The 25,690-nt window shown below is 53.7% G+C and carries 21 protein-coding genes; 18 read left to right on the plus strand and 3 right to left on the minus strand.

Annotated elements, in window-relative coordinates; all coding sequences use genetic code 11:
• Positions 1-45: 45 nt before the first annotated feature.
• The 12 genes from PSH88_RS08585 to PSH88_RS08640 all read left to right on the plus strand — a co-directional run bounded on the left by PSH88_RS08585 (position 46) and on the right by PSH88_RS08640 (position 15,883).
• Positions 46-969 (plus strand): glycosyltransferase, encoded by a 924-nt coding sequence (locus PSH88_RS08585; RefSeq protein WP_305425810.1) that lies wholly within the window; start codon positions 46-48, stop codon positions 967-969.
• Positions 966-1,928, plus strand: coding sequence for a UDP-glucose 4-epimerase family protein (locus PSH88_RS08590; RefSeq protein WP_305425811.1), 963 nt, complete (start codon positions 966-968; stop codon positions 1,926-1,928). Before PSH88_RS08585 ends, PSH88_RS08590 begins: the two co-directional genes overlap by 4 nt.
• Positions 1,925-2,926, plus strand: coding sequence for an MraY family glycosyltransferase (locus PSH88_RS08595; RefSeq protein WP_305425813.1), 1,002 nt, complete (start codon positions 1,925-1,927; stop codon positions 2,924-2,926). The genes PSH88_RS08590 and PSH88_RS08595 overlap by 4 nt, the downstream gene beginning before the upstream one ends.
• Before the next feature lie 484 nt (positions 2,927-3,410).
• Positions 3,411-5,855, plus strand: coding sequence for a glycosyltransferase (locus PSH88_RS08600; RefSeq protein WP_305425815.1), 2,445 nt, complete (start codon positions 3,411-3,413; stop codon positions 5,853-5,855).
• A 218-nt stretch (positions 5,856-6,073) separates the two neighbouring features.
• Complete coding sequence (locus PSH88_RS08605) at positions 6,074-7,018, plus strand: glycosyltransferase (protein ID WP_305425816.1); 945 nt, start codon at positions 6,074-6,076, stop codon at positions 7,016-7,018.
• Positions 7,015-8,145, plus strand: a complete 1,131-nt coding sequence (locus PSH88_RS08610) for a glycosyltransferase (protein ID WP_305425817.1) — start codon at positions 7,015-7,017, stop codon at positions 8,143-8,145. The genes PSH88_RS08605 and PSH88_RS08610 overlap by 4 nt, the downstream gene beginning before the upstream one ends.
• An 88-nt stretch (positions 8,146-8,233) precedes the next feature.
• Entirely contained in the window at positions 8,234-9,634 is a 1,401-nt protein-coding gene (locus PSH88_RS08615) for an MBOAT family O-acyltransferase (protein ID WP_305425818.1), read from the plus strand.
• Positions 9,609-10,841, plus strand: a complete 1,233-nt coding sequence (locus PSH88_RS08620) for a hypothetical protein (RefSeq protein ID WP_305425819.1) — start codon at positions 9,609-9,611, stop codon at positions 10,839-10,841. Before PSH88_RS08615 ends, PSH88_RS08620 begins: the two co-directional genes overlap by 26 nt.
• A gap of 97 nt (positions 10,842-10,938) precedes the next feature.
• Positions 10,939-12,966 (plus strand): capsular polysaccharide export protein, LipB/KpsS family, encoded by a 2,028-nt coding sequence (locus tag PSH88_RS08625; protein WP_305425820.1) that lies wholly within the window; start codon positions 10,939-10,941, stop codon positions 12,964-12,966.
• A 15-nt stretch (positions 12,967-12,981) separates the two neighbouring features.
• The gene (locus PSH88_RS08630) at positions 12,982-13,773 is read left to right on the plus strand and encodes an ABC transporter permease (protein WP_305425821.1); all 792 of its coding nucleotides are present in this window, start codon (positions 12,982-12,984) and stop codon (positions 13,771-13,773) included.
• Positions 13,773-14,966, plus strand: coding sequence for an ABC transporter ATP-binding protein (locus PSH88_RS08635; RefSeq protein WP_305425822.1), 1,194 nt, complete (start codon positions 13,773-13,775; stop codon positions 14,964-14,966). Before PSH88_RS08630 ends, PSH88_RS08635 begins: the two co-directional genes overlap by 1 nt.
• Positions 14,963-15,883: a glycosyltransferase gene (locus PSH88_RS08640; RefSeq protein WP_305425823.1), complete on the plus strand. Its 921-nt coding sequence runs from the start codon at positions 14,963-14,965 to the stop codon at positions 15,881-15,883. Before PSH88_RS08635 ends, PSH88_RS08640 begins: the two co-directional genes overlap by 4 nt.
• 58 nt (positions 15,884-15,941) lie before the next feature.
• On the opposite strand, the gene PSH88_RS08645 is transcribed toward PSH88_RS08640, so the two are convergent.
• Positions 15,942-16,937, minus strand: a complete 996-nt coding sequence (locus tag PSH88_RS08645) for a glycosyltransferase family 2 protein (protein WP_305425824.1) — start codon at positions 16,935-16,937, stop codon at positions 15,942-15,944.
• Between the two features lie 298 nt (positions 16,938-17,235).
• Between PSH88_RS08645 and PSH88_RS08650 the strand changes: the two genes are divergently transcribed.
• The 6 genes from PSH88_RS08650 (at position 17,236) to PSH88_RS08675 (ending at position 23,583) form a co-directional block, all read left to right on the plus strand.
• Positions 17,236-19,230, plus strand: a complete 1,995-nt coding sequence (locus tag PSH88_RS08650) for a polysaccharide biosynthesis protein (protein ID WP_305425825.1) — start codon at positions 17,236-17,238, stop codon at positions 19,228-19,230.
• A gap of 112 nt (positions 19,231-19,342) precedes the next feature.
• On the plus strand, positions 19,343-19,678 hold the full coding sequence (locus PSH88_RS08655) for a ComEA family DNA-binding protein (RefSeq protein WP_048395905.1): 336 nt from the start codon (positions 19,343-19,345) through the stop codon (positions 19,676-19,678).
• Positions 19,679-19,886: 208 nt separating this feature from the next.
• Entirely contained in the window at positions 19,887-20,681 is a 795-nt protein-coding gene (locus tag PSH88_RS08660; RefSeq protein ID WP_305425827.1) for an SDR family NAD(P)-dependent oxidoreductase, read from the plus strand.
• Positions 20,682-20,713: 32 nt separating this feature from the next.
• Positions 20,714-21,988, plus strand: a complete 1,275-nt coding sequence (gene fabF / locus PSH88_RS08665) for a beta-ketoacyl-ACP synthase II (RefSeq protein WP_305425828.1) — start codon at positions 20,714-20,716, stop codon at positions 21,986-21,988.
• A 74-nt stretch (positions 21,989-22,062) separates the two neighbouring features.
• Positions 22,063-22,716 (plus strand): GntR family transcriptional regulator, encoded by a 654-nt coding sequence (locus PSH88_RS08670; protein WP_305425829.1) that lies wholly within the window; start codon positions 22,063-22,065, stop codon positions 22,714-22,716.
• Positions 22,717-22,731: 15 nt separating this feature from the next.
• A complete protein-coding gene (locus PSH88_RS08675; protein ID WP_305425830.1) occupies positions 22,732-23,583 on the plus strand; it encodes an urea carboxylase-associated family protein in 852 nt (283 codons plus the stop codon).
• Positions 23,584-23,628: 45 nt separating this feature from the next.
• Here PSH88_RS08675 and PSH88_RS08680 read toward each other — a convergent pair whose 3' ends face one another.
• The gene (locus tag PSH88_RS08680) at positions 23,629-23,796 is read right to left on the minus strand and encodes a DUF2897 family protein (protein ID WP_008006000.1); all 168 of its coding nucleotides are present in this window, start codon (positions 23,794-23,796) and stop codon (positions 23,629-23,631) included.
• Positions 23,797-23,924: 128 nt separating this feature from the next.
• Positions 23,925-25,289, minus strand: coding sequence for an ethanolamine permease (gene eat / locus PSH88_RS08685; protein ID WP_305425831.1), 1,365 nt, complete (start codon positions 25,287-25,289; stop codon positions 23,925-23,927).
• Positions 25,290-25,690 lie beyond the last annotated feature (401 nt).

The following is a 25,690-nucleotide window of genomic DNA, read 5'->3' on the forward strand; positions in this document are numbered from 1 at the left end:
AATCCTTTCGAACAGTAGCGTTTAATCAGTCCAGGCAGGAATGGCATGCCAGTAAAACATCCCAAGGTTGCGGTTTTGCTGGCTGCCTACAATGGCATGCAGTGGATCGAGGAGCAGTTGGCCTCGATCCTCGACCAGTCAGCTGTCGACCTAACCGTTTATATCAGTATCGACCCCTCCACTGATGGTACCGAGGCGTGGTGCGCGGTTTATGCTGCCCAGCACCCAAGCGTAATTGTATTACCTGCTGCTGGCGCCTTCGGAGGGGCTTCGCGCAACTTTTTCAGGTTGATCCGTGATGTTGATCTTGATAAATACGACTTTGTCGCCTTTGCCGATCAGGATGATGTATGGCACTTGGATAAGCTTCAGCGCGCGACCCATGCGATTCAGTCCCGTGAAATAGATGCCTATTCCAGTAACGTCACCGCTTTTTGGCCGAACGGCAGGACGCAGTTGCTGGACAAGGCTCAGCCTCAGGTTGCCTGGGACTTCCTGTTTGAAGCGGCTGGGCCAGGGTGCACGTATGTGATGAGTCAGAAGATGGTGGCGACTTTGAAGGCGTCCATGTTGAATAATTGGGCTGACCTGCAAGGTGTCAGCTTGCATGACTGGTATTGCTACGCCTTTGCGCGTAGCCACGGCTTCAAGTGGTTTATCGACCCGCAGCCATCCATGCAGTATCGCCAGCACGAGCGAAATCAGGTTGGGGCCAATACTGGCCTCAATCCGTTGATCGCGCGTTACAAGACGATTCATGACGGTTGGTGGTTCTCCCAGGTCCGGCTAATTGCATGTCAGGTGGGGCGAAGTACTGATCCTTTCGTTCAGGGCTGGTTACGTCTAGGGCGCGCGCAGTTATTGAGGCTCTCTTTAAGTGCCTGGAAATGTCGTCGGCGTGCGCGGGATAAGGTTTTCTTTTTTTTGATTTGTTGGGCCACTGCATTGATCGGAAGTAAATCCAGATGAAAGGTCCGCAGGTTTTAGTGACGGGCGCGACCGGATTTGTCGGCGAGGCTGTGGTCTTCAGGTTGTTGCTCGACAAGAAATTCACCCCCGTCGCCGCGGTTCGCGCAAGCACGCGTTTGAGCGGTTTGTGCCGAGTCGTCCCCTTCGATCTTGATCTGCCAATAGGCAAGTCGATGCTGGAAGGCGTCGCCGTTGTCATTCATTGTGCGGCCAGGGTGCACGTCATGAACGAAACGGCTGCGGACAGCCTCGCGGCGTTTCGTAAAGCCAATGTCGAGGGCACCGTTCGGCTTGCCAGGCGTGCAGCAGAGTCCGGCGTGAAGCGTTTTATTTTTATCAGCTCGATCAAAGTGAATGGCGAAAGCACAGTTCGCGATATGCCGTTCAAGGCTACGGATACGCCCGCGCCAGTTGATCCTTATGGGGTGTCCAAGCGCGAGGCAGAGGCTGCGTTGATGCAAATCAGCCTGGAAACCGGAATGGAGGTCGTTGTCATCCGTCCGCCCCTCGTTTACGGGCCGGGTGTCAAAGCCAACTTCCTCAGCATGATGCGTTGGCTGGATCGCGGCGTGCCTTTGCCATTGGGCGCTATTAATAATCAGCGCAGTCTGGTCGCACTCGGAAATCTCACGGACCTGGTGGTGACCTGCATTGACAACCCTGCTGCCGTCGGTCAGGTCTTTCTGGTTAGCGATGGCGAAGATCTGTCCACGACCCAATTGCTGCACCGTATGGCATTTGCATTGGGCAAGGTCGCGAGACTGCTGCCAGTGCCTTCGGGGTTGTTGAGAGTGACCGCCTCGATGGTGGGCAAGTCAGGGGTTGCCGAGCGGCTGTGTGGTTCTTTGCAGGTGGATATCCAGCCCACACGCGAGTTGCTTGGATGGCGTCCGCCTATCAGTACAGAAAAGGCTTTGCGTCAGGCTGCCGCCCATTATCGGGATAAAGAGACAAGATGATTTTTGCGTTATTGGTGGTGGTGTTTGCTATTTCTTGGGGGCTGACCCGGTTTTTGCGCCGGTATGCCTTGTCCCGAAGCCTGATGGATATTCCGAACGAGCGTAGCGCTCATTCTGTTCCCACGCCTCGCGGGGGCGGTGTATCAATCGTTGTCGCGTTTTTGTTCGCGCTTCCAGTTCTGACATTGTTGGAGTTGTTGCCGTTGCCGGTGCTGATAGCATTGTCGGGGGCGGGAATGTTGATTGCAGCAATCGGCTTCGCCGATGACCATGGTCATATCGCTGCGAGGTGGCGATTGCTGGGGCACTTTATCGCAGCGGGTTGGGCGTTGTTCTGGCTTAACGGGCTGGCGCCCATTGAGCTGTTGGGTGTTTCGCTGACGCCGGGATGGTTGGGCGGTGTCGTTGGGGCGATTTATCTGGTCTGGATGCTTAATCTCTATAACTTCATGGACGGTATCGATGGTTTAGCCAGTGCTGAAGCTATCAGCGTGTGTTTGGGGATGTGTCTGGTCTATTGGGTGGGTGGCGTTGTTGAACTGGTTTGGGCTCCGTTGGTGCTGGCGGGGGCCGTTGCGGGTTTTCTTTGCTGGAATTTTCCGCCTGCCCGGATCTTTATGGGCGATGCGGGTAGCGGCTTCCTCGGCATCATACTCGGGGCGATGGCGCTTCAAGCGGCCTGGAGCAAGCCGGAGCTGATTTGGAGTTGGTTGATTCTGCTAGGGGTTTTTATTGTTGATGCGACTTGGACACTTGTTCGGCGGCTGATTCGTGGAGATAAGGTCTATCAGGCTCATAGTAGTCATGCCTATCAGAACGCGGCGCGTCGTTGGGGGCATAAAAAGGTGACGATAAGTGTGGCAGTCATCAATGTCGCTTTTTTGCTGCCGCTCTCGATTCTGGTTGTACACGGTCATTTGAATGTCGTGGCAGGGATATTCGTGGCGTATGCTCCGCTCGTCTGTTTGGCTTATCTATTCAAGGCGGGCAGGTCATAAATTCTAATCAAGTTGACATTGCTCTTTGCTTCTTTGCTTCATAGGGGTTTCTGGTTTGCTCATTCGGCGGTGACAAGCCTGGTGCACCCATCCGTCAGTCCTTTGTGCTGGTGTGTCGCTGGACGGTGAATGGGAAGGCAATGATCTGGCTGGCGATCGTTTTGCAGCCGTATTCAATTTAGTGCGTTTGACGCACGTCATGGCCTTCTCGCGAATATCGTCCAGAATGCCTGCATCGAAAAAAAGCCCCGCGAATCGGTATGTGTTCGGTAGAATGTGCGGTTATGACTCGCGTCCGGATTGAGCTTGCGCTGCATGCGCAGGACCTTCTGATTCAGGTCGTGAGCGCGGCTCCGCGGGCCTGTATTTATGCATGGACGCGGATCGCTATGTCTCTTTTTCATTTTTTTGTTTATTTATTGGCCGGTCCGTTTGTTGTTGCATTGACCGAAGGGCGGGGAAGTGTTCAGAGATGGGAAGTCTTATGGATAGACGTCAGATAAACGTGGGCTGGTGCGTAGCCTCACTGTCGCTCGACATGGCCAGCGTGCGCTACCGGGCATTACTTCCTTTGTTGGCACTTGAAGCGCAAGGCTTTATCTGCAGTCTGTTTACCAGTCGAGGCCCTGTCAATCTTGAAAGCCTCGATGCTCTTGTCATCGTCAAAGCCTTTTCTGTTGAAAGCCTGGCATTGGTTCAGCGTGCCCGGGCACTTAACATACCCGTCATTATCGATCTGTGTGACAACATTTTTGTGCCAGGTTATGGAAAGGGGCCGTTGGGCACGCATGGCGAAATGTTCACCAGAATGGCCCAACTTGCAACTGCCGTTGTGACAACCACCGAACCTTTGGCAGACGTTATAAAGGCTCATGTGCCGGGCGTTGTCGTGCACGTCATTCCCGATGGCCTGGCTTCTGAAACGGTAACGGACGAAGGCAGCAAGCTCATCGAAGGCGCCAGGGCGATAGAAAAAAACACGGCCCCATCCTTGTGGCGCAACCGGTTGAAGAAGTTGTCGAATGAGATCAAGGATTCAGGGGGTATCCACACGTTCAAACGTTTGCTGAAGATGTTTAAGCATTTGCTGAAAAAGCAATTGCAACTCGTCAGAAAAAAGCGTGGCAGGGATGGTTCGATCGCAACGGTCATGGCCATTCCGAGAGCGCTTTTGCGCCCGCTTCGGAAACAAGTGGTCAGCTTCAAAAAGGCGACGGTTGTCGCCGCTCCCGTGATTATCCCCGTCATTTCAAATACCCCGGCCCGCGATCCGTCGAAAACCATGTATTTGCTGTGGTTCGGAAATCACGGCGCTGATTACGCTGCTTTCGGCATGTTGGACCTGCTTCTCATTCAGAATGCCTTGGAAGCGATCGCGCTGGAATATCCGGTTGAGCTTGTGGTGATCAGTAACAATGCTGCCAAGTACGAGCGCTTTATCAAGCCGATGGCAATTGCATCGCGCTATGTGGAATGGTCGATCAACGTTTTAGACGATTGGATGGCTGTTTCACGGGTTGTTCTGATCCCCAACTCCTGCGATCCGTTCAGCGTCTGCAAGTCCGCCAATCGAACGGTTCACGCCCTGATCCAAGGCATTCCTGTCGTCGCTACCGCAACGCCTGCATTGTCGCCGCTGGCTGGCAGCATCATGACCGGTGATTTTTTGCAGGGGCTGCGTCGTTATCTGTCGAGCACCGAAAATGGTCGCCAGGACGTAGCACTCGCCAGGACGCTGATCGAGCAGCACTTCAGCTCTGCTGTCATTGGTTCTCTGTGGCGGGATGCGCTGCAATCGGTCATCGCTCAAAGCTCCGGCGCAGCAGATGTCCACGGAGCAGAGGTCCTGGTGGTACTGCACCTGGTCCAGGATCTTGATCTTGCGCTGCCCATCATTCTTGAACTCAAACAGCGCGAGATAGCAGTGCAAGTGGTGTGCAGCCACGCATTGCTCAAGGCTTCTCCGCGAGTAATGAAAACCCTGTCACTTCATCAGAGCAATGTCCGGGTGGTGTCAGCCACCGAGCCATTGGTTTCATTCCGTTTCGGTTCCCGGACCAGAGCGCTCCTGACGGTGTCGGAAACCAATCTCAGTCCTCATCAATTCAGTCGCACGCTTACCGAGGCGGCGAAGGTCGCCGGCATCATGACCGCGACCTTGCAACATGGCCTCGAGAATGTGGGGTTGACCTATAGCGACAAGATCCATTCGATAGACCGGGTCAATTTCGCCGCCGACAGGATCTACCTTTGGGGCGGGCTAGACACCTTGCACGCAGATGTCAGCGCAGCCACTCGCGCAAAATGCGTTGCAATCGGTTGCTCCAAAGTTGGCCGGGATGAAAGCGCCAACCTGGATGCGTTGATCGCTCCCGAGGCGTGTGTGGTCGGTGTCTTTGAAAACCTGCACTGGCATCGTTACTCCGAAGCGTATCGGCAGTTTTTTCTTGAAGGGGTGACCTCGTTGGCGGATCAGTTCCCTTCCGTCACCTTTTTGATCAAGCCTCATCACGCGGGTCTGTGGCTGACCTCCCGTTACAAAGGAGACAAGCCCGTCGCCTCGAACCTGATCATCGCCGATCCCAAGCAGGCGGAATGGGAGCGTTATACCGCTGGCGGCCTGTTGGGTCGAATGAAAGCGGTCATCACCAGCCCCTCTACCGTGGCCCTCGATGCAGCAGCGCGGGGGTTGCCGGTTGCGGTGGTCAAGGGCGATCTCGACACTGATACCTATGCCCCGCTTTATACCATCGAGCAGATGGCGAACTGGTCCGCGTTCATCGAGTGCGTTCTGGATGAAAGCCAAGCGCCAGAGCTCAAGCACCTTTCCGAGCGCTTTGTAAACCGTATGGTCTTGGAAGGCGATGCCGCCGCCCGATTGGTTGACGACTTGCTCTCTACGTCCATGCTTAATGATGTCAGTGCTTGAAGGTGGCGGGCCGATGCGCATCTTGGGAATAAATGACAGCTCCTATAAAATAACCGGGCAACATCGAGCCGGTGATATTCGCTATGCGTGCTCCAGCAACGTCACCCCTGCAGAGCCTTGGACCAGAGCTTTAAATGAGTATCCGGTCCGCTATAGGCATCTTGTAAGGTGGTCGATAGTTGATTTTCAGAGTGCTAACGTTTTAAGAGGAATTTCCCATGGTTGATGGTGACGAAGTAATACGGGTATATGTAGGTGTCGATCGTTCGCAATTGCTCGCCGTTCCTGTTCTTGAATACTCCATCAAACGCCACACGACTGCAAATGTTGAAGTCATTCCGATGTTGGATCTCCCAGTTCCCGAGCCACTGGATCCGCGCAATGGTCAACGTACCGGTTTTTCATTCAGTCGTTTCTGCATTCCAAAGCTTTGCGGCTACAAGGGCAAGGCCATTTACATGGACGCAGACATGTTGGTGTTTCACGATATTCGTGAGTTGTGGAACATTCCGTTCGACGGTGCGAAAATTATAATCCAGCAAGAAGTCAAGTTTTCCGAAGCGTCGACCGACAAGGTTGGAGCGCCGAAAACTCGCAAGAAACAATGCGCCGTCATGCTGCTTGACTGTGAACAGTTGGACTGGGAAATCGAAACCATCGTTCAAGAAATGGATGAGGGCAAGTACGATTATGACCAGCTGATGTGGGAGCTGATCATTCTTGAGGAAAAATACGTCAAGTATGGCGTGCCTTTTGAGTGGAACAGCCTCGAGCATTTGGATAAAGACACTCGGTTGATTCATTACACCGACGTTTATACTCAGCCCTGGTCTGCTTGTGCAAATAAAAACGCCGGGCCATGGTTTGCGGAAGTTCGGTTGATGCTTAAAAATGGGGCGTTGACCGAGGCGGAAATCCAAAAAGAGATCGATCTTGGTTATTTCCGACCTTCATTGATTCGTGATATCAAATATCGTCATCTTGTTCCGTCGTTTCTCCATAGTCTTTGGGACAAGAAGAATGCGGCTCGGGACAAGCTTGCCGGTTATGTTCCTCATAAAGCCGTTTACGAAGCCAAGCGGCGCCGTCAGCAGGTTATCAAGGACTACGAAGCCAGGCTCCCAGCCAACAACTCTAACGGGCAAAAGGCTTCAAACGCATGATTACGTTGCTCAAGGCGCTTTTCAAAAAGCGCCATATCATCGCGCTGAATGAGTTTGATGTCCTCCTCGACGGGAACCCGAAGGGGAGGAATATTCTTATATTCACAGAGCAGGTGAATGCCACGTATTTCATTAGCTTTGATATCCCTCTGCGCGAGATGCATCAGCGAGGAGAGGTCAATGTCGCTGTGGTGTCGCAAAAACTAGTTTCGCAAAAGGGGGCTGGTTGCTGGGAACAGTGGAACGATAGCTTTAAACCTGAGTTGGTCATATTTACTCGATATGGTCAACCGTTTGGTGTGGATATACTCAAGTTCTTTAAAGCACTGAATGTTCCCGTCATCTATCACATTGACGATAACTTGCTTGAGCTACCCCCTTCTCTAGGGGCCGAAATTCAGAAGCGTCAAGGTGCTAAAGATGTCATTGATGCGCGTCGAAATTTGCTGGCGCAATGTGACCTGATTTATGCATCGACCCCTCATCTTGCCGAACTGCTCAAAAGTCTGTTTCCGAGGCAACATGTTTTTACTGGAGAGTATTTTCCGTACATGGGGCAACGGGTGACAGTTAATCGACAAGAGCGGCAGTACCAGACTATTGGGTACATGGGATCAAAAGGGCACCAGGAAGATCTGAATTTGGTGGTTCCGGTGCTTGAGCGATTACTCGAAGAGCAGCCGAAATTGCACTTTGAAGTATTCGGGACGATACAGATGCCCGAGCGTCTTTTGCGTTTTGGAGAAAGAGTCAAAAGCCATAAAGTCAACAAATCTTATACTGAATTCTTATCAGTCCTGGCTGGGTTGAACTGGGATATTGGTCTCGCTCCATTGGTCAATGAGGAGTTCAATCTTTGCAAGGCTCCCACGAAATATCTTGAATACTCTGCTGCCGGTATTCCCGTGGTGGCGTCGAATATTCCGGTTTACAGCATGATTATTCCGGAAGGCGCTGGAGTCTTGGTAAACGAAGATTGGTACTCAGCGTTGGTACTATATCTTGACTCGACAGACGCTAGAAAGCGGGCTGTTGAGATAGCTCAGTCTTATTGTTCTGAGCGCTATTCGCTTCATAAGCTCGAACAACAACTGACCACGATTTTTGATACGGTTAGCGTGTGTTGAGGCCTCATGGATTTTTTTTGAGGCGGTTGCAGGTGTTGAATAATTTTGTTATGCAAAAAAATAAATAGATGATGTGGGATTGGTGGCGATGTTATTCAACTCTATGGAATATGTAATTTTGCTGGGGATCACCCTGGCTTTCTACTGGTTGTGCCCATCATTGCGCGGCAGGCAATGGATCGTGCTGCTGTCCAGCTTGTATTTCTACATGAGTTGGAGCAAAGAGTTCGGCTTCATGTTGCTGGGGGTTATCGCCGTCAACTGGCTTATTGCCGGCAAGGTCTCGGCCACCAAAACGCGTGGTTGGCTGATTCTTTCGTGTGTGCTGAATCTCGCATTGCTGTGTTACTTCAAGTACATGAATTTCTTTCTGGAGAATATTGAGTACGTCGCCAGACTCAAGGACCCTTCGTTTGAAATAGGTTTGCTGAAGGTGATCCTGCCGCTCGGCATTTCGTTCTATGTTTTCGAATTGATTTCCTATCAGGTCGATGTCTACCAGAGAAAATTCAAGCACGAGAAGAACCCGGTCGTTTTCGCCATCTTCGTGTTGTTTTTTCCACACCTCATCGCCGGCCCTATCTGTCGGGCAAGCCAGTTCATGCCTCAGATACACGTGAAGCAACGACTGGATGGCGCTCATTGCTACAACGGCCTCTACTATTTTATCGCCGGCCTAGCACTCAAGTGCGGGATCGCTGACGGGATAGCTCCCTTTATCAACGTCATATTCAAGGCGCCAGACCAGTACTCCGGGCTTGACAATCTTTTCGCGGTTATCGGGTTTGGCGTACAGATCCTGTGCGACTTCTGGGGCTACTCGCTCATGGCCTTGGGAGCGGCGTTGCTTTTCGGTTATGTGCTGCCTTACAACTTCAATGCCCCCTATTCATCGCTGTCCATCAAGGACTTCTGGCGCCGTTGGCACATCACCCTGAGCAACTGGTTGAGAGATTACCTTTACATTGCGCTAGGTGGCTCGCGCACCCAGGCCAAATGGAAAATTCAACGAAACCTGATCCTGACTATGTTGCTGGGTGGATTGTGGCATGGCGCCAGCTGGAATTTCATCATCTGGGGTGGTTTGCACGGTGGTGCGCTGGCCATTAATCGCTGGTTCGAGAATAGCGGTTTGCCCTTGTCGTTGAAGCGAGTGCTGCAATGGGTACCGGTTGCGTGGTTGTTGACCATGACGGTGGTTTTTGTCGCGTGGATATTTTTCCGTGCAGCCAATGCGGGTGACGCAATGATGATGCTCGAGCGCATCGTTGTTCCCGCCTCGGGCTGGGCTCAAACGAAGCTCGCGCCATTGTTTTTCGAGTTGCTGCTTCTTTACCTGCCATTGCAATGGTTTGTTCACCGCACGACCTATCAGCATGATATTACGAACGCCTTTCCCTGGCAGGCGGCATTCGGCTTTGCCTCGTTGGTTCTTTTCTCTTACATCTATTATGTAGACGGTAATGACTTCATATACTTTCAATTCTAAAAGCTTGAGGTTGACGCGATCCAGTCTGCTCAAGTTATACGTACTGACGGCTGTATTGGTGGTCATTGGGTTTATTGGCCTGGAAGTTGCCGTTCGTTATCGTGAATCCCTCAAACAACCGGATGTCATGCAAAGTGCTTCGGCGTTGATGACGGCGTTGCCGAACATGACGATATCGGGGCGGGAACTGGGTAATCAGTTGCTGATTCAGAACGTTGCCTTGTTTGGCAAGTACCCCGATCCGGCTGAGGTGACCTCTGGCTACGTCGGTACTTCACGCAGTAAGGTGCTGCGCCCCAGCAAGTTCGGTGTGCCGGATGCGGTCGTGGGGGCCGGAAATACGTACAACGAAATTACTTATGGATTGTTGCTTCAGGCAGAAATCTTGCGCTTGAAGTTTCCAAATTTGAAGCGGGTTTACGTCGAAGCTTCTTTTTTGCTGCGACGTCCCGGCAGGTTGGTTGTCGAGCCTGACCATCTTAAGTACCTCCCGTTGTTTAAAACCCTGGCGCCCTTGTGCTCAAGTGATGTGCCAGGTTGCCAGCAGGTGTTTGCTGAGGCGGCCAAGCTGACCAACGCGTCAATGGCAAGCTGGAAGCCGGAGATGCGTTGGCACAGAAGTGAGTTTCGATTCTCGTCCTTGTTGCCGAGGTCACAGGAATCAATGCCTGTCCAAGCTGATCCTTTGCTTGGAAAACTTGAGGCAAACGGTGAGAAAAAGGGGCAATTCAAGGCCCTGACCGAAAAGGCCGAAATGCTGCCTGAAGTGACCAATGACAACATCAAGGTTCAACGCCTGAGGGATATTTCGAGCAACGCCCCGTGGGATGGTTTGTTTGACATGTTTGCCTTGTGGGGACGTGATCATGGTATCCAGATCGTGTTGTTTCAACCGCCAGTACGCTCGGATCTCTATGCATTTCAGGTCAAGTATGGCCTTCAACAGCACGTTGACGACCTGTTGCGCGTTTCCACGAAATATCAGATTCCCTTTATCGATCTCGATAAACCGGAATTGGATTACATGAAAGACTGGAGTCTGTTCAGTGACGAAGACCATATGGACGCGTGTGTCGGCAGCGGTTTACTTTTGTTGGCGCTAGAGGCCGGTGCCAATCGGTTTGAACAGCAGCATGATCTCTATCCTGTGCTGGAGCGGTCTGCTTTGGAGCGTGACAACGAACGTCTGAATGTGTGCAAAAAGTAGAGGCTCGCCATGGTTCAGGCGTGGAGAAATTGTGGTGAGTATTCGATGCTATATTGTATTGGATTTTTAAAATGTGTTTTGGCAAGGTGTTGTGAGAATGGTTAATCGGACTGTGCAGTGGTTCATCGCTCCGGAAGTAAGCGGTGATGAGCCCCTTTTACTGTTTTCTGCCTGTGACGCGGGTTATCTCGGTTATGCCATCTCTTTGATCAAAAGTGTAGATCTGTATTCTCCAGGTGCTACCTTCTTTTTACACGTCATCAATCCCGGTGCGGACACTGTGAGCCGTATCGGAATCCTGTCTGGCTGTTTGGTGTCGACACGACTCAGCGTATCATTCGAAACCATTGATCTTTCAGCTCTGAATATAGATCAGCAGCGCGCTTATTACGCCAGTGCCCGCTTTCTGCAACTTTCCAATATTCTGTCTGTATTTTCTGTTCCTGTGTTCAGTATTGATGCTGATTCGTTGGTGGTTAATCCGTTTGATTTTGATTTTTCGAACAAAACAGACGCCGACGTCATTATTGTTCGGCGAAACCTGACCGAGGATCAGCCAGAGCATTTGGCTATTGCTACGGGGTCTATCTGGCTGGCTCCTTCGGAAGGGATTATTCGGTTGCTGAGAGAAGTCTCCAGCGAAATCGACAAGGGCGTTGTTGAGCGCTCTCTAGAATGGTTCGTCGATCAAAGGTTGTTTTTCAGGCAGATGAACGCATATGCCGATCAGCTCAAGTTTTACAATTTGAAGCGTAAATATGCCGATTGGACATTTTCCACTTCCAGCATTCTCTGGGCCGGCAAAGGCGGTCTCAAACTTTATGACTTGCGTTTTTTTCTGCTTCAGAACCTGCTATGCGACGACGCGCAAAAACGTACCATTAGCCATCATCTGGCTGAAGAGTTTTTTACTGTAGACAACTCACTTGCCAATGAATGGATTCGTTCACGGATAGCCACGGCAGTAGAAGGGAAGTACCTCCAGAGCCTTAGTAATCGGTCCCTGAACCTGGAAGCGTCCACCCGGACTATTGCCTTTTACATTCCCAGACTCGACCTTCCCTGGAAGAGGATGCCGGCAACGTCAACCCAGTTTCCCGTGGTCAGTGATGACGTTATCGATTTGCGTTTGCGCTGGAAGGAATTTGCCGTGCGCATGGCTAATGCGCTTGAGCGTGCCGGTCTGACCGTCAATGTTATCGAGTTGCCAGGCTGGGAAATCGATCGTGAAAGAATTGACGCGGATGGCGCTGCTCTCGCGTTTGTTCCCCATCGATGTCACCTGAACTTTTTGGATGGCAAGACTCCGGTGTTGTTTTACATGCAAGAGTTCTTTCGATGGGCTTTTGTTGTCGATGGGCGGGGATGGAGTGCAGCGTCCAGCGTGTATCCCGTTGCACGAAATATCAACTCTGATAAGGCACAAACGTCTTTTAACGAATATCGAGCGCGTCTTGTGGATGGTCGCTTGGCTAGCAAGTTTGCCCAGCAAACTGCCAAGTCGAAGAGACAGTTGATTGATGAAGGTTTGTTACCATTTGATATCGGTGGCCGCTGGTTCCCCCGTCGCACTCTGCGCCCCTATATTTTTTTTCCTCTGCAGATTCCTACAGATCAATCGATTCAATTGTTCTCCGATTTTTCGGAACAAGTGCTTGTTGAGTCGTTGGTGGAATGGGCGAAGGAAAATGGCGTCACTGTGGTGCTGAAGCCTCATCCTGCAAACATGAAGAGCATGAAGCCTTTCGAGAAAATGGTCGATGATACGTACATTTTTTACAGCGAAGCCAATGTTCAGGATTTGATCGCGCATGCTACTGCGGTTTATACCATTAACAGTGGCGTGGGTTTTGAGGCGCTGCTGCAAGTCAAGCCCGTTGTCACTTTCGGTCGCGTCGAGTACGACTGTGTTACATTCAACGCGACGCCGGCCACTTTGGATGAGGCTTGGGGTTATGTTCAGAACAGTACCGCAGCTGAGTTGGAAGTAAGATACAAGAATTTTGTAGATTGGTTTCTTGAATGCTATGCGGTGGATATGTCTCAACCGGAAGCGTCAAAGGCCCGACTGGATGAAATTGCAGCGCAAGTTCTTTCGATAATTTCACAATTTGTTGTGCGCTGAGGATAGATCGTCACTATGATCGCAAGTATTATCAACTCAAGTTTAGCCCTGGCACGTCGCAGTATTGTCATGCAAATAAAGCAGCATGCATTGGGTTATGCTTGGACGCTAATCATCCCGATGCTTTACGCCGGCTGTTATATCTTTGTAAAACGTCAACTCAACGGTGAAGCCACCCACACGGTGGAAGGAAGCTGGGATGTATTGCGTGCCTTTGCCGGGATCACACTGTTTCAGTGCTGGATGCATATGGTTCAGGAAACTTCCGAATTCATTCGACGCAATCGTGGTTTGCTCAAGGGCATGAATGTGGGGCCCGTTCCTTTCGTGCTGGCCGTTGCGTTTGAGGGCGTTATCGCGCTGGTTATCAGAGTGGTACTGATCCTGATTGCTGTTCCTGTACTCGGGCTTACGTTGCCCACGGATATCTCGTCATGGCTTTGGTTTTTCTGCAGTCTGATTGCCTTGTTGATATCGGCTACCATGCTCGGCCTGCTGTTGGCGCCCTGGGCTGTACTATACGCCGATGTGCGTAAAGGCCTCAGTTCAATCAGCTTGCCGATGATTCTGATTTCCCCCATTTTTTATGCGGCCCTTGAGCAAAAAAGTGGCGCGTTGTTTTGGGTGAATGTTTTCAACCCTATTGCCTCTCCTCTGGCGGTCATCTCCCGATCCCTGCACGGTGAGGCGTCTGTTTATATGCTCCCGATGTTGATCGCGATGGGGGTTTCGCTTCTGGTACTGTGTTGGCTGATCAAGTCCTTGAGTCGTCAGGTGCCAATTCTTCTTGAACGGATGGGTAACTGATGAGTGCTTTGCTTGAAATCGACGGTTTGTGGAAGAAGTATTCCAGGGATCTGAAATCATCCGTCAAATATGCATCTAAAGACTTGCTGCGGGGGGCGTTGTCACGAGGCGCAGCATCCACTGAATTGCGCGACTCTGAGTTTTGGGCTCTGCGGGATATCAATGTTTCGTTGCGCAGAGGCGAAGTACTTGGAGTATTGGGACATAACGGCGCAGGAAAGAGCACGTTACTCAAGTGCATAGCGGGAAAGCTCGTTGCCGACCGCGGCAAGATTTCTCGCAAAGGGGAAATCGGATTCCTGCTCGAAATGAGTGCCGGATTTGTGCCTTCCATGACGGGCAGGGACAACGTATCTGTACGTGGTCAGCTTATGGGGAAATCCGGCAAAGAGCTCAAACACTACATTAGCGCTGTTCAGGATTTCGCCGGGCTCAATGAGTTTTTCGATTCCCCTGTGCAATTTTACAGCTCGGGGATGAAATCCCGTCTGGGATTTGCTGCCTCCACGGTCATTGAGCCCGACATCCTGATCATCGATGAAGTGCTCGCGGTGGGTGATCTTTCATTTCGGCTGCAGTGTTATGAACGAGTCAATGAGCTGGCAAGGAATGCTGCGGTGTTGTTTGTCTCTCATTCCATCGGACAAGTTGCACGCATGTGCGATCGCGGTTTCTTTCTTGAGAAGGGCCGGGTCATTTTTGATGGCGGCATACAACAAGCCATTTCCATCTACCAGGACAAGTTGGGTGACCAAAGCGAGAAGAAACGCGGTCACGTGTTGAATCCGGAACTGGTGTCATTTGACTTGTTGATTGATGGAAGCGTACTGCCTTCGGGACAGACTATCCCTTATGGCGCGCAAATGGCTCTGGATATCGATGTTTCCAGGCTGCCTGCCAATGCTCAGGTCTGTGTATTTTTAAGAGACAGTTCGCAAGGTGTTCTCATGGATTGGAACTCAGCTCGTTGTAACTTGAGTTGGCCTGACGCTGCCAGTCGGCTGGTCGCTCAGTTGGGCGGCGCAGAGTTGGCCCCTGGCCCCTATTCCTTGTCCATCCAGGTAATGAGCCCGGATGGGGTCAGTCACCTGTCCTTGTCAGAAAGTGTTGCATTCAGGGTCAGTGGAGAATACTTGAATGCCGTGCCTGTACAGAAGCTTGCTGACTGGCGGTTTGGAGGGCCCCAGGTATGAACCTGCAGACCGACGATCATCCAACGGAAATGGCTAGAAACACTGTTCTGACGCCGGTCCGCGTCTTTGTAGCCGCCACCCCGGCTGAATGGCTGCCAATGCGAGTGCTGGAATTTTCGATCAGAGAGCGGTCTTCGCTGCCGGTCGAACTGTCGGCGATTTATAGCCATCAGCGACCAATCCCTCAGCCTAAGTGCCTGGAAAACCGGGCCCGTACACCGTTTTCCTTTCAGCGGTTCCTCATCCCGGAGTTGTGTCAGTTCAAAGGGCGAGCCATTTATATGGACGCCGACATGCAAGTCTTTGATGACATTGAAGGGCTTTGGAACCAGTCGTTTTTTGACAATCACCTGTTGACGGTAGAGAGCGGCACTCAAGGCCGCCGCTCGCAATTCAGCGTCATGGTGTTGGACTGCGAGCGATTAAACTGGAAGATAGAAGATATTGTCGCTGATCTGGACAGTGGGGCGCTTGAATACCGCACATTGATGTTCGAAATGAGCGTTGCAAAGAAAATCGGCTACTCGGTGCCAGTGACATGGAACTCTCTGGAGCACTACTCGGCTGGGCAGACGTCATTGCTGCATTACACCGACATGAACACTCAACCTTGGGTCTCTCTCGAGAATCCAAACGGTCATGTCTGGATGGCGTGCCTTAGAAGAGCTATCGAAAGCGGCTTTATTAGCCGTGCCGAGGTCGCGAGGGAGGTTGACCAGCGTCATGTAAGGCCAACGCTGTTAGCCCAGATCGACTCTGGCATAGATCATACGTCTGAGTTGAGTGTCACTGCGGTGATTCGTGATTTTGCGTTTCAGGCGCCTTATCACAAGTTGGGCAAGAAATGGCTGGGTCGACTCAGAACCCGCACGCTGTATTACGTACGACTGTGCCAATATCTCATTAAAAAACTGTGACCGGAGCCAGTATCACTTTTTGAAAAGGGCACCTTGTATCGGTGCCCGCTGCGCCGACCTAAATCTTGTTCAGGCAGATGGCCAGAATGAGGCTGATGTTACCTGCCAGAGTCTGGCGATAAACACCTGATTTTTTCATGAGGCGAAACCTCTTGAAGATCGAGCTTTGACGTCCTTGTTTGAAGTCATTCAATATCTGCCGGTTCAGGGGTGTTAGCTCCCCTTCAAGCAATTCAAGAATCTGCACATTTGAATCACTCCAGCGGCTGAAGCGTCCGTCGATCAACTTACCGATACGTATCATGCGTTCTTTGAAGCCGGAATTGGCACCGATGACATTGCCACCGTGCTGGCGGTAGTCCAGCGTCGGTTCTGAGTCGTAGATTACGTTTCCGCCACAGGCCGTCGTTAAGAGATAGGTAAGCCAGTCGTGCGCGACAATGGTCATGGCGTGTGGGGTCTTGTTCAAGAGGTCCCGTGCTACGCCATTGAGGAGCATGGTATTGGCGCCGGCAATGCTTTGGATCAGCGCATTCTGGAAGACCGGGGCTCGTTTGAAGTCAGGTGAAAAACCAATAATTCTGCGGTTTTCGTCGATAAGGCGAGTTCGCGAACAATATAGGGCCGGCAGATCGGCGGGTAACGACTGCAATTGTCGGATACTTCTTTCCAGCTTGTTATCGAACCAGATATCGTCCTGATCACTGAATGCAAAAAAATCCGCTTTTATATTCTCGTTTCTTACCAGCGACATGAAGTTTTCAGCAAAGCCTGCACGCGGACCGCTGAACACTTGTATGCGTTGTGCGTTGATCAGATCCTGGTAATTTTCAAGCAGTGCAAGAGTCCCATCGGTAGAACCATCATCCGAAATGTATAGCGTCCACTTTTGATGTGTCTGGGCAATGAAGGAATCAATTTGTTCTTTGAGAAATGCGTAGCCGTTAAACGTACACAGAAGTATTGCTACTTCAGGGGGCGTCGGTGAATTCCTTGAGGTTTCGACGAATAGCTCAGCGTCTGATCTACCGGACAGGGGCGGTTGCTGGTCCATGCGTCCTCGCATCTTGAGTTTAAAAATTGCATTCTTAATATGTTAAAAAAAGACTGATATCCACTTGACATCATTTCGGATGATAGAGCGGCCGTCGGGAATGCGCACAACGCGTGCATTTTATCTGTCTGGAAGGTTTAATCTCTACTTTTTTACGCTTTACTAGCGACTAGAGTGAATACTGAAGCGTGCCCGGACCCTCGGTGCCTGCTTCGCTTGTCGAAGGAATTGTTCTGTGACTGTGGTGCGATCCCTGCATGGTTTGGACTAACTGAGATCAAAAATGGAAGGAAGGGGAATGGACAAACTGCGGATATTCCTTTTGGGAATGCCTCGCCAGAGAAAGCGCCTGATTCAGGTGATCATGGACGTGTTCCTGGTCTGGATCTCGCTGTGGGGTTCGTTCGTGGTTCGATTGGGTATAGACGATTTGCTTGAGCCTTTGAGGGCTCACCTGTGGTTGTTTCTCTGCGCACCAGTGATTGCGATTCCTCTATTCATTCGATTTGGTATGTATCGGGCAGTCATGCGCTACTTTGGCAACGATGCGTTGATAGCCATTATCAAGGCGGTCAGCCTTTCTGCGCTCGTTTTAGCTGTGGTCGTTTTCTGGTACAGCAACCACCAAGCCGTCGTCCCACGCTCCATCATTTTCAACTACTGGTGGCTAAGCCTCGTCATCATCGGCGGCCTGCGCCTGTGCATGCGCCAATACTTCATGGGCGACTGGTTCACCGCCGCCCAGCACGTACCGTTCACCAGTCGCGATGACGGCCTGACCAAAGTCGCCATCTACGGCGCAGGCGTGGCAGGCAATCAGTTGGTTGCTGCATTGCGCATGGGACGGGTGATGCGCCCCGTGGCATTCATCGACGACGACCCCAGCATCTCCGATCGCTCTATCTCAGGCCTTCAGGTCTACAAACCCAAACACATCCAGCAGATGATCGACGTCACCGGCGCCCAGGAAATTCTCCTGGCCCTACCGTCATCCACCCGCGCACGACGCCGGGAAATTCTCAATCTGCTGGAAGGCTATCCGCTTCACGTACGAAGTGTTCCGAACTTCACCGATCTGGCCAGCGGCCGGGTCAAGGTTGAAGACATTCAGGAAGTCGATATCGCTGACTTGCTGGGCCGTGATGCCGTGCCAGCCCAGGCTGATTTGCTTGAGCGCTGTATCAAAGGCAAGACCGTGATGGTCACTGGCGCTGGCGGGTCGATCGGTTCTGAGCTGTGCCGGCAGATTTTCTCCCTTGGCCCGACCACGCTTCTGCTGTTTGAGCACAGTGAGTTCAACCTCTACAGCATCCTGTCGGAATTGGAGCAACGCGCCTGCCGTGAGTCGGTAACGGTCAAGTTGCTGCCCATCCTCGGCTCCATTCGTCATCCGCACAAACTGCTTGATGTGATGAAGACCTGGCGCGTAGATACCGTTTATCACGCAGCCGCTTATAAACATGTGCCGATGGTCGAGCACAACATTGCCGAAGGTGTGCTGAACAACGTCATTGGCACGTTGAACACCGCTCAGGCTGCCTTGCAGTCGGGTGTGGCCAACTTTGTGTTGATCTCCACCGATAAAGCGGTTCGTCCGACCAACATCATGGGCAGCACCAAGCGTCTGGCGGAGTTGACCCTTCAGGCACTCAGTCGTGAAGTCGCCCCGGTATTGTTTGGCGACAAGGCCAATGTATCCCGGGTCAACAAAACCCGTTTCACCATGGTTCGTTTTGGCAATGTGCTTGGGTCGTCCGGTTCGGTGATTCCGTTGTTCCACAGCCAAATCAAATCCGGTGGGCCGTTGACGGTCACGCACCCGAAGATCACCCGTTACTTCATGACCATTCCCGAAGCCGCCCAACTGGTGATCCAGGCCGGTTCCATGGGGCAGGGCGGTGATGTGTTCGTGCTGGACATGGGGGAGCCGGTGAAGATCATCGAGCTGGCGGAGAAGATGATTCACCTGTCCGGTTTGAGCATCCGCTCGGAAAAGAACCTGCACGGTGACATTTCCATTGAGTTCACGGGGTTGCGCCCGGGCGAGAAGCTCTACGAAGAGTTGCTGATCGGGGATAACGTCGCTGCGACGCCACATCCGATGATCATGACCGCCAACGAAGATCATTTGCCATGGGACGTGCTCAAAGGGCGTTTGACTGAGTTGTTGCTCGCGGTCGAGGAGGACGATTACTCCCGCGTGCGTCAGCTCCTGCGCGAAACGGTCAGCGGCTACACCCCCGACGGCGAGATCGTCGACTGGATCCACCAGCAACGCCGTCTCGAGCCCTGATTGTTTCACATCCTGTAACGGACACATTTTTGACAGCTCCATCACATCGCCTAAGTTTAGGGAGCAGCTTCGGAAAAGCTGCTTTCTCAATCGATGTCATGGAGCTTCATTTATGCGTACTGGCTATTTCTACTCTCTGGTTTTTGCCCTGCTCACTAGCGCCTCTATCGCGGCCATTGCTGCGCCGGCAGCGGCGCCGGAGGCTGCCAAGGCACCCTTGATGCTGGACGTTGCCGCCAAGGCTCAAACCGGTAAGGTCGATCTCAATGGAGCCGATGCGCCGACTCTGCAGCGCGAGTTGTCCGGGATTGGTGAAGCGAAGGCCAAGGCGATTGTTGCGTATCGTGAGAGTAATGGGCCGTTTTCGTCCGTTGACGAATTGCTGGAAGTGAAAGGGATCGGCAAAGCCATTCTGGACAAGAATCGCGAGAAGCTGGAAGTGAACTAAGCTTGTAAATCCACACCAAGAGGCCGGTCATTGACCGGCCTTTTTGCATATTGCTGCAGATGGGGTGATCTGACGCCTTTCATCGGAGGACAAAAAATTACGGCTATCATATGGCGCTTAAATTATGCCTATAATAAATTCGTCATTCGCTGAAGCGCCCTGATTTTTAGGCGCTCGCCTTCCTCAAGCATCCTCCAGGAGTATTGTCATGAATTCTGTCCAGACCCAAGGTACGGCCCTTGTCACCGGCGCATCTTCCGGCATCGGCGCGGTTTACGCGGAGCGGTTGGCGGCGCGTGGTTTTGATTTGTTGCTGGCGGCTCGTGATCTAGATCGGCTGGAGGCAGCAGCGAGCAAGTTGCGCGCCGCGCATGGCGTTCAGGTGGAAGTGCTCAAGGCGGATCTGACGCAAAAGGATGATGTATTGAAGCTTGAGCAGCGTCTGCGCAGCGATTCGAGTATCAGCCTGTTGCTGAACAACGCCGGTGTCGCGGCGGATGGTTTGCTCGCCAACGCGGATATGGATCAGCTGGAGCGGTTGATTCAGCTGAACGTCACCACGGTGACGCGGCTGGCCTCGGCAGCGGCGGCCGGGTTTTCCAAGGCCGGTCGCGGGACGATCATTAACATTGCATCCGTGGTGGCGTTGTTTCCGGAGCGATTCAACGCGACGTACAGCGCGAGCAAGGCTTATGTGTTGAGCCTGACTCAGTCGTTGAACGCCGAACTGGAGGGAACCGGGGTCCAGGTTCAAGCGGTGTTGCCAGGCGTAACACGCACTGAAATCTGGGAGCGTTCCGGTATCGATGCGACCCAGATTCCGGCGGACATGGTCATGGAAGCGGGGGAGATGGTCGACGCGGCATTGTCGGGTCTGGATCAGGGTGAATTGATCACCATTCCTTCCTTGCCGAATCTCTCTGAGTGGGAGTCCTATGTAGCGGCGCGTCATGCGATGGCGCCGAATCTGTCCAGAAGCACGGCCGCCACGCGTTACAAGTGAGGCGTCATGAATCGGTTTGAGGTATTTGCACTATGAGTAATCGTCGAGTGGTGGTTACAGGCATGGGCCTGGTGTCGCCGTTGGGTAGTGGCGTTGAAGCGGTTTGGGCGCGTCTGTTGGCCGGGCGCTCCGGGTTGCGGGCATTGCCGGACGAAGTGGTTGCCGATCTGCCGGCCAAGGTCGGTGGCGCGGTGCAGACTCTGGCGGAAGATCCCGAGGCGGGTTTTGATCCGGATCGAGCGACGGCGCCCAAAGAGCAGAAGAAGATGGACCGCTTCATTATGTTTGCCATGGAGGCGGCGCGTCAGGCCCTGGAGCAGGCCGGTTGGCAACCGCAGGACGCCAACGCCCAGGAGCGTACTGCCACCATTATTGGCTCGGGCGTGGGTGGTTTCGGCGCGATTGCCGATGCGGTGCGCACCACCGATAACCGTGGCCCGCGACGTTTGTCGCCGTTCACCATTCCTTCGTTTCTGGTCAATCTTGCCGCGGGCCATGTGTCGATCGAGCACGGTTTCAAGGGCCCTTTGGGGGCTCCGGTAACAGCGTGCGCGGCTGGGGTTCAGGCGATTGGTGACGCGGCGCGGTTGATTCGATGTGGCGAGGCGGATATCGCAGTGTGCGGCGGTGCGGAGGCGGCGATCGATCGGGTCAGCCTGGCCGGGTTCGCGGCAGCTCGGGCCTTGTCCAGCGGTTACAACGACACCCCGGAGCGCGCCTCGCGACCGTTCGACAGTGGTCGCGATGGCTTTGTGATGGGCGAGGGCTCAGGTCTTCTGGTGATCGAATCCCTGGAACATGCCCTGGCGCGCGGCGCTCAGCCGTTGGCCGAGTTGGTCGGTTACGGCACCAGCGCCGACGCCTATCACCTGACCGCGGGGCCTGAAGATGGCAGCGGTGCGCGTCGGGCGATGTCGCTGGCGTTGGCTCAGGCGGGCATTTCGCCGGCACAGGTGCAGCATCTCAATGCTCATGCGACTTCAACACCGGTTGGCGATCTTGGGGAATTGGCGGCCATCAAGTCGTTGTTCGGCTCGGACAACAAGATCGCGGTAACGTCGACCAAGTCCGCGACCGGGCATTTGCTCGGCGCCGCAGGCGGGATCGAGGCGATCTTTACGCTGTTGGCGCTCCGCGATCAGGTGGTGCCAGCCACGCTCAACTTCGATAACCCGGATCCGGCGGCCGAAGGCGTGGACATCGTTCACGGTCAGGCGCGGCCAATGAACATCGACTACGCGATGTCCAACGGCTTCGGATTTGGCGGCGTGAACGCCAGCGTGTTGTTCAAATACTGGGAGGACTAATTCACGACAGGTAATGGCACGAATAGTGATTACTCATTCGCTGACGATTGTTGAACAATCATGAGGCACTGAGTATGAACAGCGGACTGTCCCTGGCCGACCACATCACATTGGAGTTACGCGCTGACATCATCGGCGGTCGTTTGCTGCCCGGCATGGCGTTGGTGGAAAACGATCTGGTGTCGGCTTACAACGCCTCGCGAAACACCATTCGCGAGGCGTTGCACCGTTTGGGGCAAGAAGGGTTGACCCGTTATGTCCGCAACAAGGGTGTAATGGTGCGCAGGTTGGGGGTTGATGATGTGCGTGATCTGTTCAAGGTCCGTCGCACCCTGGAACTGCAAGCCATCAGCGCCAGTCAGCCATTGCGTGAGTATCAATCCGACCGGATGCTCGAAGCTTTGGAGGCCACCGAGCTGGCCCGGGAGCGTGAGGACTGGCGCGCCGTCGGTACCCACAGCCTGGCATTTCATCAACACATCGTCGGATTGCTGCGCAGTCCATTGTTCGATGAGTTCTTCACCAACGTCGTCGCGCAACTGCGCCTGGTGTTTTGCACCGCTCCCGATGAATCACGTTTTCAGGCGCCCTGGCTGGCGCGTGATCGGCAGATACATGACTTGTTGACCGACGGCGATAAGCGCGCGGCCGGCGACGCCATGAGCCTTTATCTCGACGACTCCGAACACCTCCTGTTGCAGATGCTTGCTCCTTCTTCCCATCACTGATCGAGGATTTGTGCCATGTACAAAGACTATCCGGCGGCCTATCAAGTCAGCAAAGGCTCGGCCTTGCAGGTAGACACGGCTTTCTACGAGAGAGTCCGGGATAAAAAGGAGGGGCGCACGCTGATCGAGCAGTTTGAAGTGCCGATCCGCACCGGCCGCGCGTGGAATGTGCCGGCCGGGCATGTGTTCAGGGTCACGACCCCGGTCGGCCCGCAAGTCGGGGACTTCAATGTCTGGAATGCCCACGATCCGCGTGAGCGCTTGTGGGCGGCGCGAACTCGGCAGTTGCAGGGTGCCCATGTCAGCACCCATGACCGGCTTTGGTCGAATCTGCCTTTCTTACGACCGCTGGTGACCATCACCGACGATAGCCTGGCCGGATACGGCATCGACGAACATGGCGGGCGTTTGCACGATTTGCTGGGGACGCGCTGCGATCCGTATGTGAACAAAATGCTTACGGGCGAGGACTTCCATCATCACTGCCACTCGAATTTGACTCGAGCCGTATTACCCCATGGCCTGACCGAGTTTGACGTGCATGACGTGCTGAACATTTTCCAGTGCACTGGCCTGAACCACGACGACCTGTACTTCATGAAAGCCTGCCCGGCGCAGAAGGGCGATTACCTGGAGTTCTTTGCCGAGATTGATTTGCTGTGTGCGCTATCGACCTGCCCGGGTGGCGACCTGTCGCTCGCCATGTGGGGACCGGACGCGCAGGATCCTTTGAGCGTGTGTCGCCCGCTGGGAGTGGAGATTTACCGGTTGGAGGATTCGTTGCTTGAGGGCTGGAGCCAGCCGGAGCGCGCGGCTTACAAAGGGTTGCATGGCTTGCACATCGCCAAGGCCGATTGGGAAAAGTAGAAACGCAAAACCCTGTCATTCAATGAGAATGACAGGGTTTTTGTTTTAGCGGTCCTGCGCATCCTTGGCATCCGCTTCCGCATTACGTTCGGCGACGCGCTTACGTTGCTCTTCAGTCAATTCGACCTTGTTAGCGGTGTCGCGCAGCATCATCAAACCGCCAACGATCGAGCCGATGGCAACGATCAGAATTAACCAGGCATACCAAGGCATAGGAGTTCTCCTTAAGGGCAGGCCGGTGGGCGAGCGTTTCGCCAGCCGATCCTGCATACCACTTTTGAGCGATGGGATTTCGCAGTGGTTCCATTCTATGCCTGATCTGACAGCAGCACTGCGGCTGTTTAGAGCCCGGTCAACATCGCATCCGCCGGCGCATCGGCCCGCAACTGCGCCGTCAGCATGAAGTACACAAAACCCGCTGCCATGAAGCCGAGGAAGATCAACCCGATCAAGGCATTGAACCAGGCCATCGCCACCAGGCAAACCACCGCCAGCAGCAGCGCAATGAATGGCACTAATGGGTAGCAAGGCGCGCGGAAGGTGCGTTCCAGATTTGGCTCGGTTTTGCGCAGTTTGAAAAGGCTGAGCATGCTCATGATGTACATCACGATCGCGCCGAATACCGCCATGGTGATCATCGCCGCCGTCAGCGTCATGCCGCCGAGGTTGATCAAGCCGTCGCTGTAGATCGCCGCGATGCCGATCACGCCACCGGCGATGATCGCCCGGTGCGGAGTCTGGAAACGCGACAGTTTGGCCAGGGATGCCGGCAGGTAACCGGCACGGGCGAGGGCGAAGAACTGCCGCGAGTAGCCGAGGATGATCCCGTGGAAACTCGCCACCAAGCCGAACAGGCCGATCCACACCAGCATGTGCAACCAGCCAGAGCTTTCGCCGACCACGGCTTTCATGGCTTGCGGCAGCGGATCGTTGATGTTCGACAGGGTGCGCCAGTCGCCGACGCCGCCTGCGAAGAACATCACGCCCATGGCCAGCAGTACCAGGGTCAGGATGCCGCTGATGTAGGCCTTGGGAATCGTGCGTTTCGGGTCCTTGGCTTCTTCGGCGGCCATGGCCGCGCCTTCGATGGCCAGGAAGAACCAGATGGCAAATGGAATGGCCGCGAACATGCCGGCAATCGCCGGCGCACCGAACACATCAGAACCGGCCCAGCCGTTGAGGGCGAAGTTGCTGAAGCTGAATGCCGGGGCGACCACGCCCATGAACACCAGCAATTCGGCGACTGCCAATACGCAGACCACCAGCTCGAAGGTCGCGGCGAGTTTCACGCCGAGAATGTTCAGGCCCATAAACACGATGTAGGCACCGACCGCCGCGTGTTTCGGGTCGAGGGCCGGAAATTGCACGTTCAGGTAGGCACCGATCGCCAGGGCAATCGCCGGTGGGGCGAAGACGAATTCGATCAGGGTTGCCAGCCCGGCAATCAATCCACCTTTTTCACCAAAGGCACGGCGGCTGTAGGCAAAGGGACCGCCGGCATGGGGAATTGCGGTGGTCAGTTCGGTGAAACTGAATATGAAGCAGGTGTACATCGTGGCGACCATGAAGGACGTCACCAGAAAGCCAAGTGTTCCGGCAACGCCCCAGCCGTAACTCCAGCCGAAGTATTCACCGGAAATCACCAGCCCGACCGCGATACCCCACAGGTGCAGAGTGCCCAGCGTGGGTTTGAGTTGTGTGTTCATGCGTTGCTCCCTGAACGGTTTGGAAAACTCGGGGAGGGCGTTTGCAGCGGGCGTGCCATTTTGCAGGTGGGCGTCGTAAAGCGCTGAAAGCTGTCGTATCGGGGATGTTCGCGGCTGGATGAGTGCTTTTTGTGCGCCAGTTGGGAGCGTTGTTGTCTGTTCTGCCGCCTTCGCGGGCAAGCCCGCTCCCACAGGTTTTTGCGATTCCCGGGCAAACGCATTCCATTGTGGGAGCGGGCTTGCCCGCGATGAGGCCCGCCCGGGCACCACTGTAACAAAGCCATAACCCCACTCTTTACGCATTCTTTATTCCCCGCCCCACCCCTCGATCTCGCGCCTTTACAGCCTCCCTGCAGACAATCACCCCACACGCGGCAATACGCCGTAACACGGAGAACTTC

It is taken from the genome of Pseudomonas wuhanensis (assembly GCF_030687395.1).
GTDB lineage: Bacteria > Pseudomonadota > Gammaproteobacteria > Pseudomonadales > Pseudomonadaceae > Aquipseudomonas > Aquipseudomonas wuhanensis.

What these genes read in the sequence shown, in the direction of transcription:
- PSH88_RS08585 (WP_305425810.1), top strand. Translation starts at nt 46, where the DNA reads ATGCCAGTAAAACATCCCAAGGTTGCGGTTTTGCTGGCTGCCTACAAT.
- PSH88_RS08590 (WP_305425811.1), top strand. Translation starts at nt 966, where the DNA reads ATGAAAGGTCCGCAGGTTTTAGTGACGGGCGCGACCGGATTTGTCGGC.
- PSH88_RS08595 (WP_305425813.1), top strand. Translation starts at nt 1,925, where the DNA reads ATGATTTTTGCGTTATTGGTGGTGGTGTTTGCTATTTCTTGGGGGCTG.
- PSH88_RS08600 (WP_305425815.1), top strand. Translation starts at nt 3,411, where the DNA reads ATGGATAGACGTCAGATAAACGTGGGCTGGTGCGTAGCCTCACTGTCG.
- PSH88_RS08605 (WP_305425816.1), top strand. Translation starts at nt 6,074, where the DNA reads ATGGTTGATGGTGACGAAGTAATACGGGTATATGTAGGTGTCGATCGT.
- PSH88_RS08610 (WP_305425817.1), top strand. Translation starts at nt 7,015, where the DNA reads ATGATTACGTTGCTCAAGGCGCTTTTCAAAAAGCGCCATATCATCGCG.
- PSH88_RS08615 (WP_305425818.1), top strand. Translation starts at nt 8,234, where the DNA reads ATGTTATTCAACTCTATGGAATATGTAATTTTGCTGGGGATCACCCTG.
- PSH88_RS08620 (WP_305425819.1), top strand. Translation starts at nt 9,609, where the DNA reads ATGACTTCATATACTTTCAATTCTAAAAGCTTGAGGTTGACGCGATCC.
- PSH88_RS08625 (WP_305425820.1), top strand. Translation starts at nt 10,939, where the DNA reads ATGGTTAATCGGACTGTGCAGTGGTTCATCGCTCCGGAAGTAAGCGGT.
- PSH88_RS08630 (WP_305425821.1), top strand. Translation starts at nt 12,982, where the DNA reads ATGATCGCAAGTATTATCAACTCAAGTTTAGCCCTGGCACGTCGCAGT.
- PSH88_RS08635 (WP_305425822.1), top strand. Translation starts at nt 13,773, where the DNA reads ATGAGTGCTTTGCTTGAAATCGACGGTTTGTGGAAGAAGTATTCCAGG.
- PSH88_RS08640 (WP_305425823.1), top strand. Translation starts at nt 14,963, where the DNA reads ATGAACCTGCAGACCGACGATCATCCAACGGAAATGGCTAGAAACACT.
- PSH88_RS08645 (WP_305425824.1), bottom strand. Translation starts at nt 16,937, where the DNA reads ATGGACCAGCAACCGCCCCTGTCCGGTAGATCAGACGCTGAGCTATTC.
- PSH88_RS08650 (WP_305425825.1), top strand. Translation starts at nt 17,236, where the DNA reads ATGGACAAACTGCGGATATTCCTTTTGGGAATGCCTCGCCAGAGAAAG.
- PSH88_RS08655 (WP_048395905.1), top strand. Translation starts at nt 19,343, where the DNA reads ATGCGTACTGGCTATTTCTACTCTCTGGTTTTTGCCCTGCTCACTAGC.
- PSH88_RS08660 (WP_305425827.1), top strand. Translation starts at nt 19,887, where the DNA reads ATGAATTCTGTCCAGACCCAAGGTACGGCCCTTGTCACCGGCGCATCT.
- fabF (WP_305425828.1), top strand. Translation starts at nt 20,714, where the DNA reads ATGAGTAATCGTCGAGTGGTGGTTACAGGCATGGGCCTGGTGTCGCCG.
- PSH88_RS08670 (WP_305425829.1), top strand. Translation starts at nt 22,063, where the DNA reads ATGAACAGCGGACTGTCCCTGGCCGACCACATCACATTGGAGTTACGC.
- PSH88_RS08675 (WP_305425830.1), top strand. Translation starts at nt 22,732, where the DNA reads ATGTACAAAGACTATCCGGCGGCCTATCAAGTCAGCAAAGGCTCGGCC.
- PSH88_RS08680 (WP_008006000.1), bottom strand. Translation starts at nt 23,796, where the DNA reads ATGCCTTGGTATGCCTGGTTAATTCTGATCGTTGCCATCGGCTCGATC.
- eat (WP_305425831.1), bottom strand. Translation starts at nt 25,289, where the DNA reads ATGAACACACAACTCAAACCCACGCTGGGCACTCTGCACCTGTGGGGT.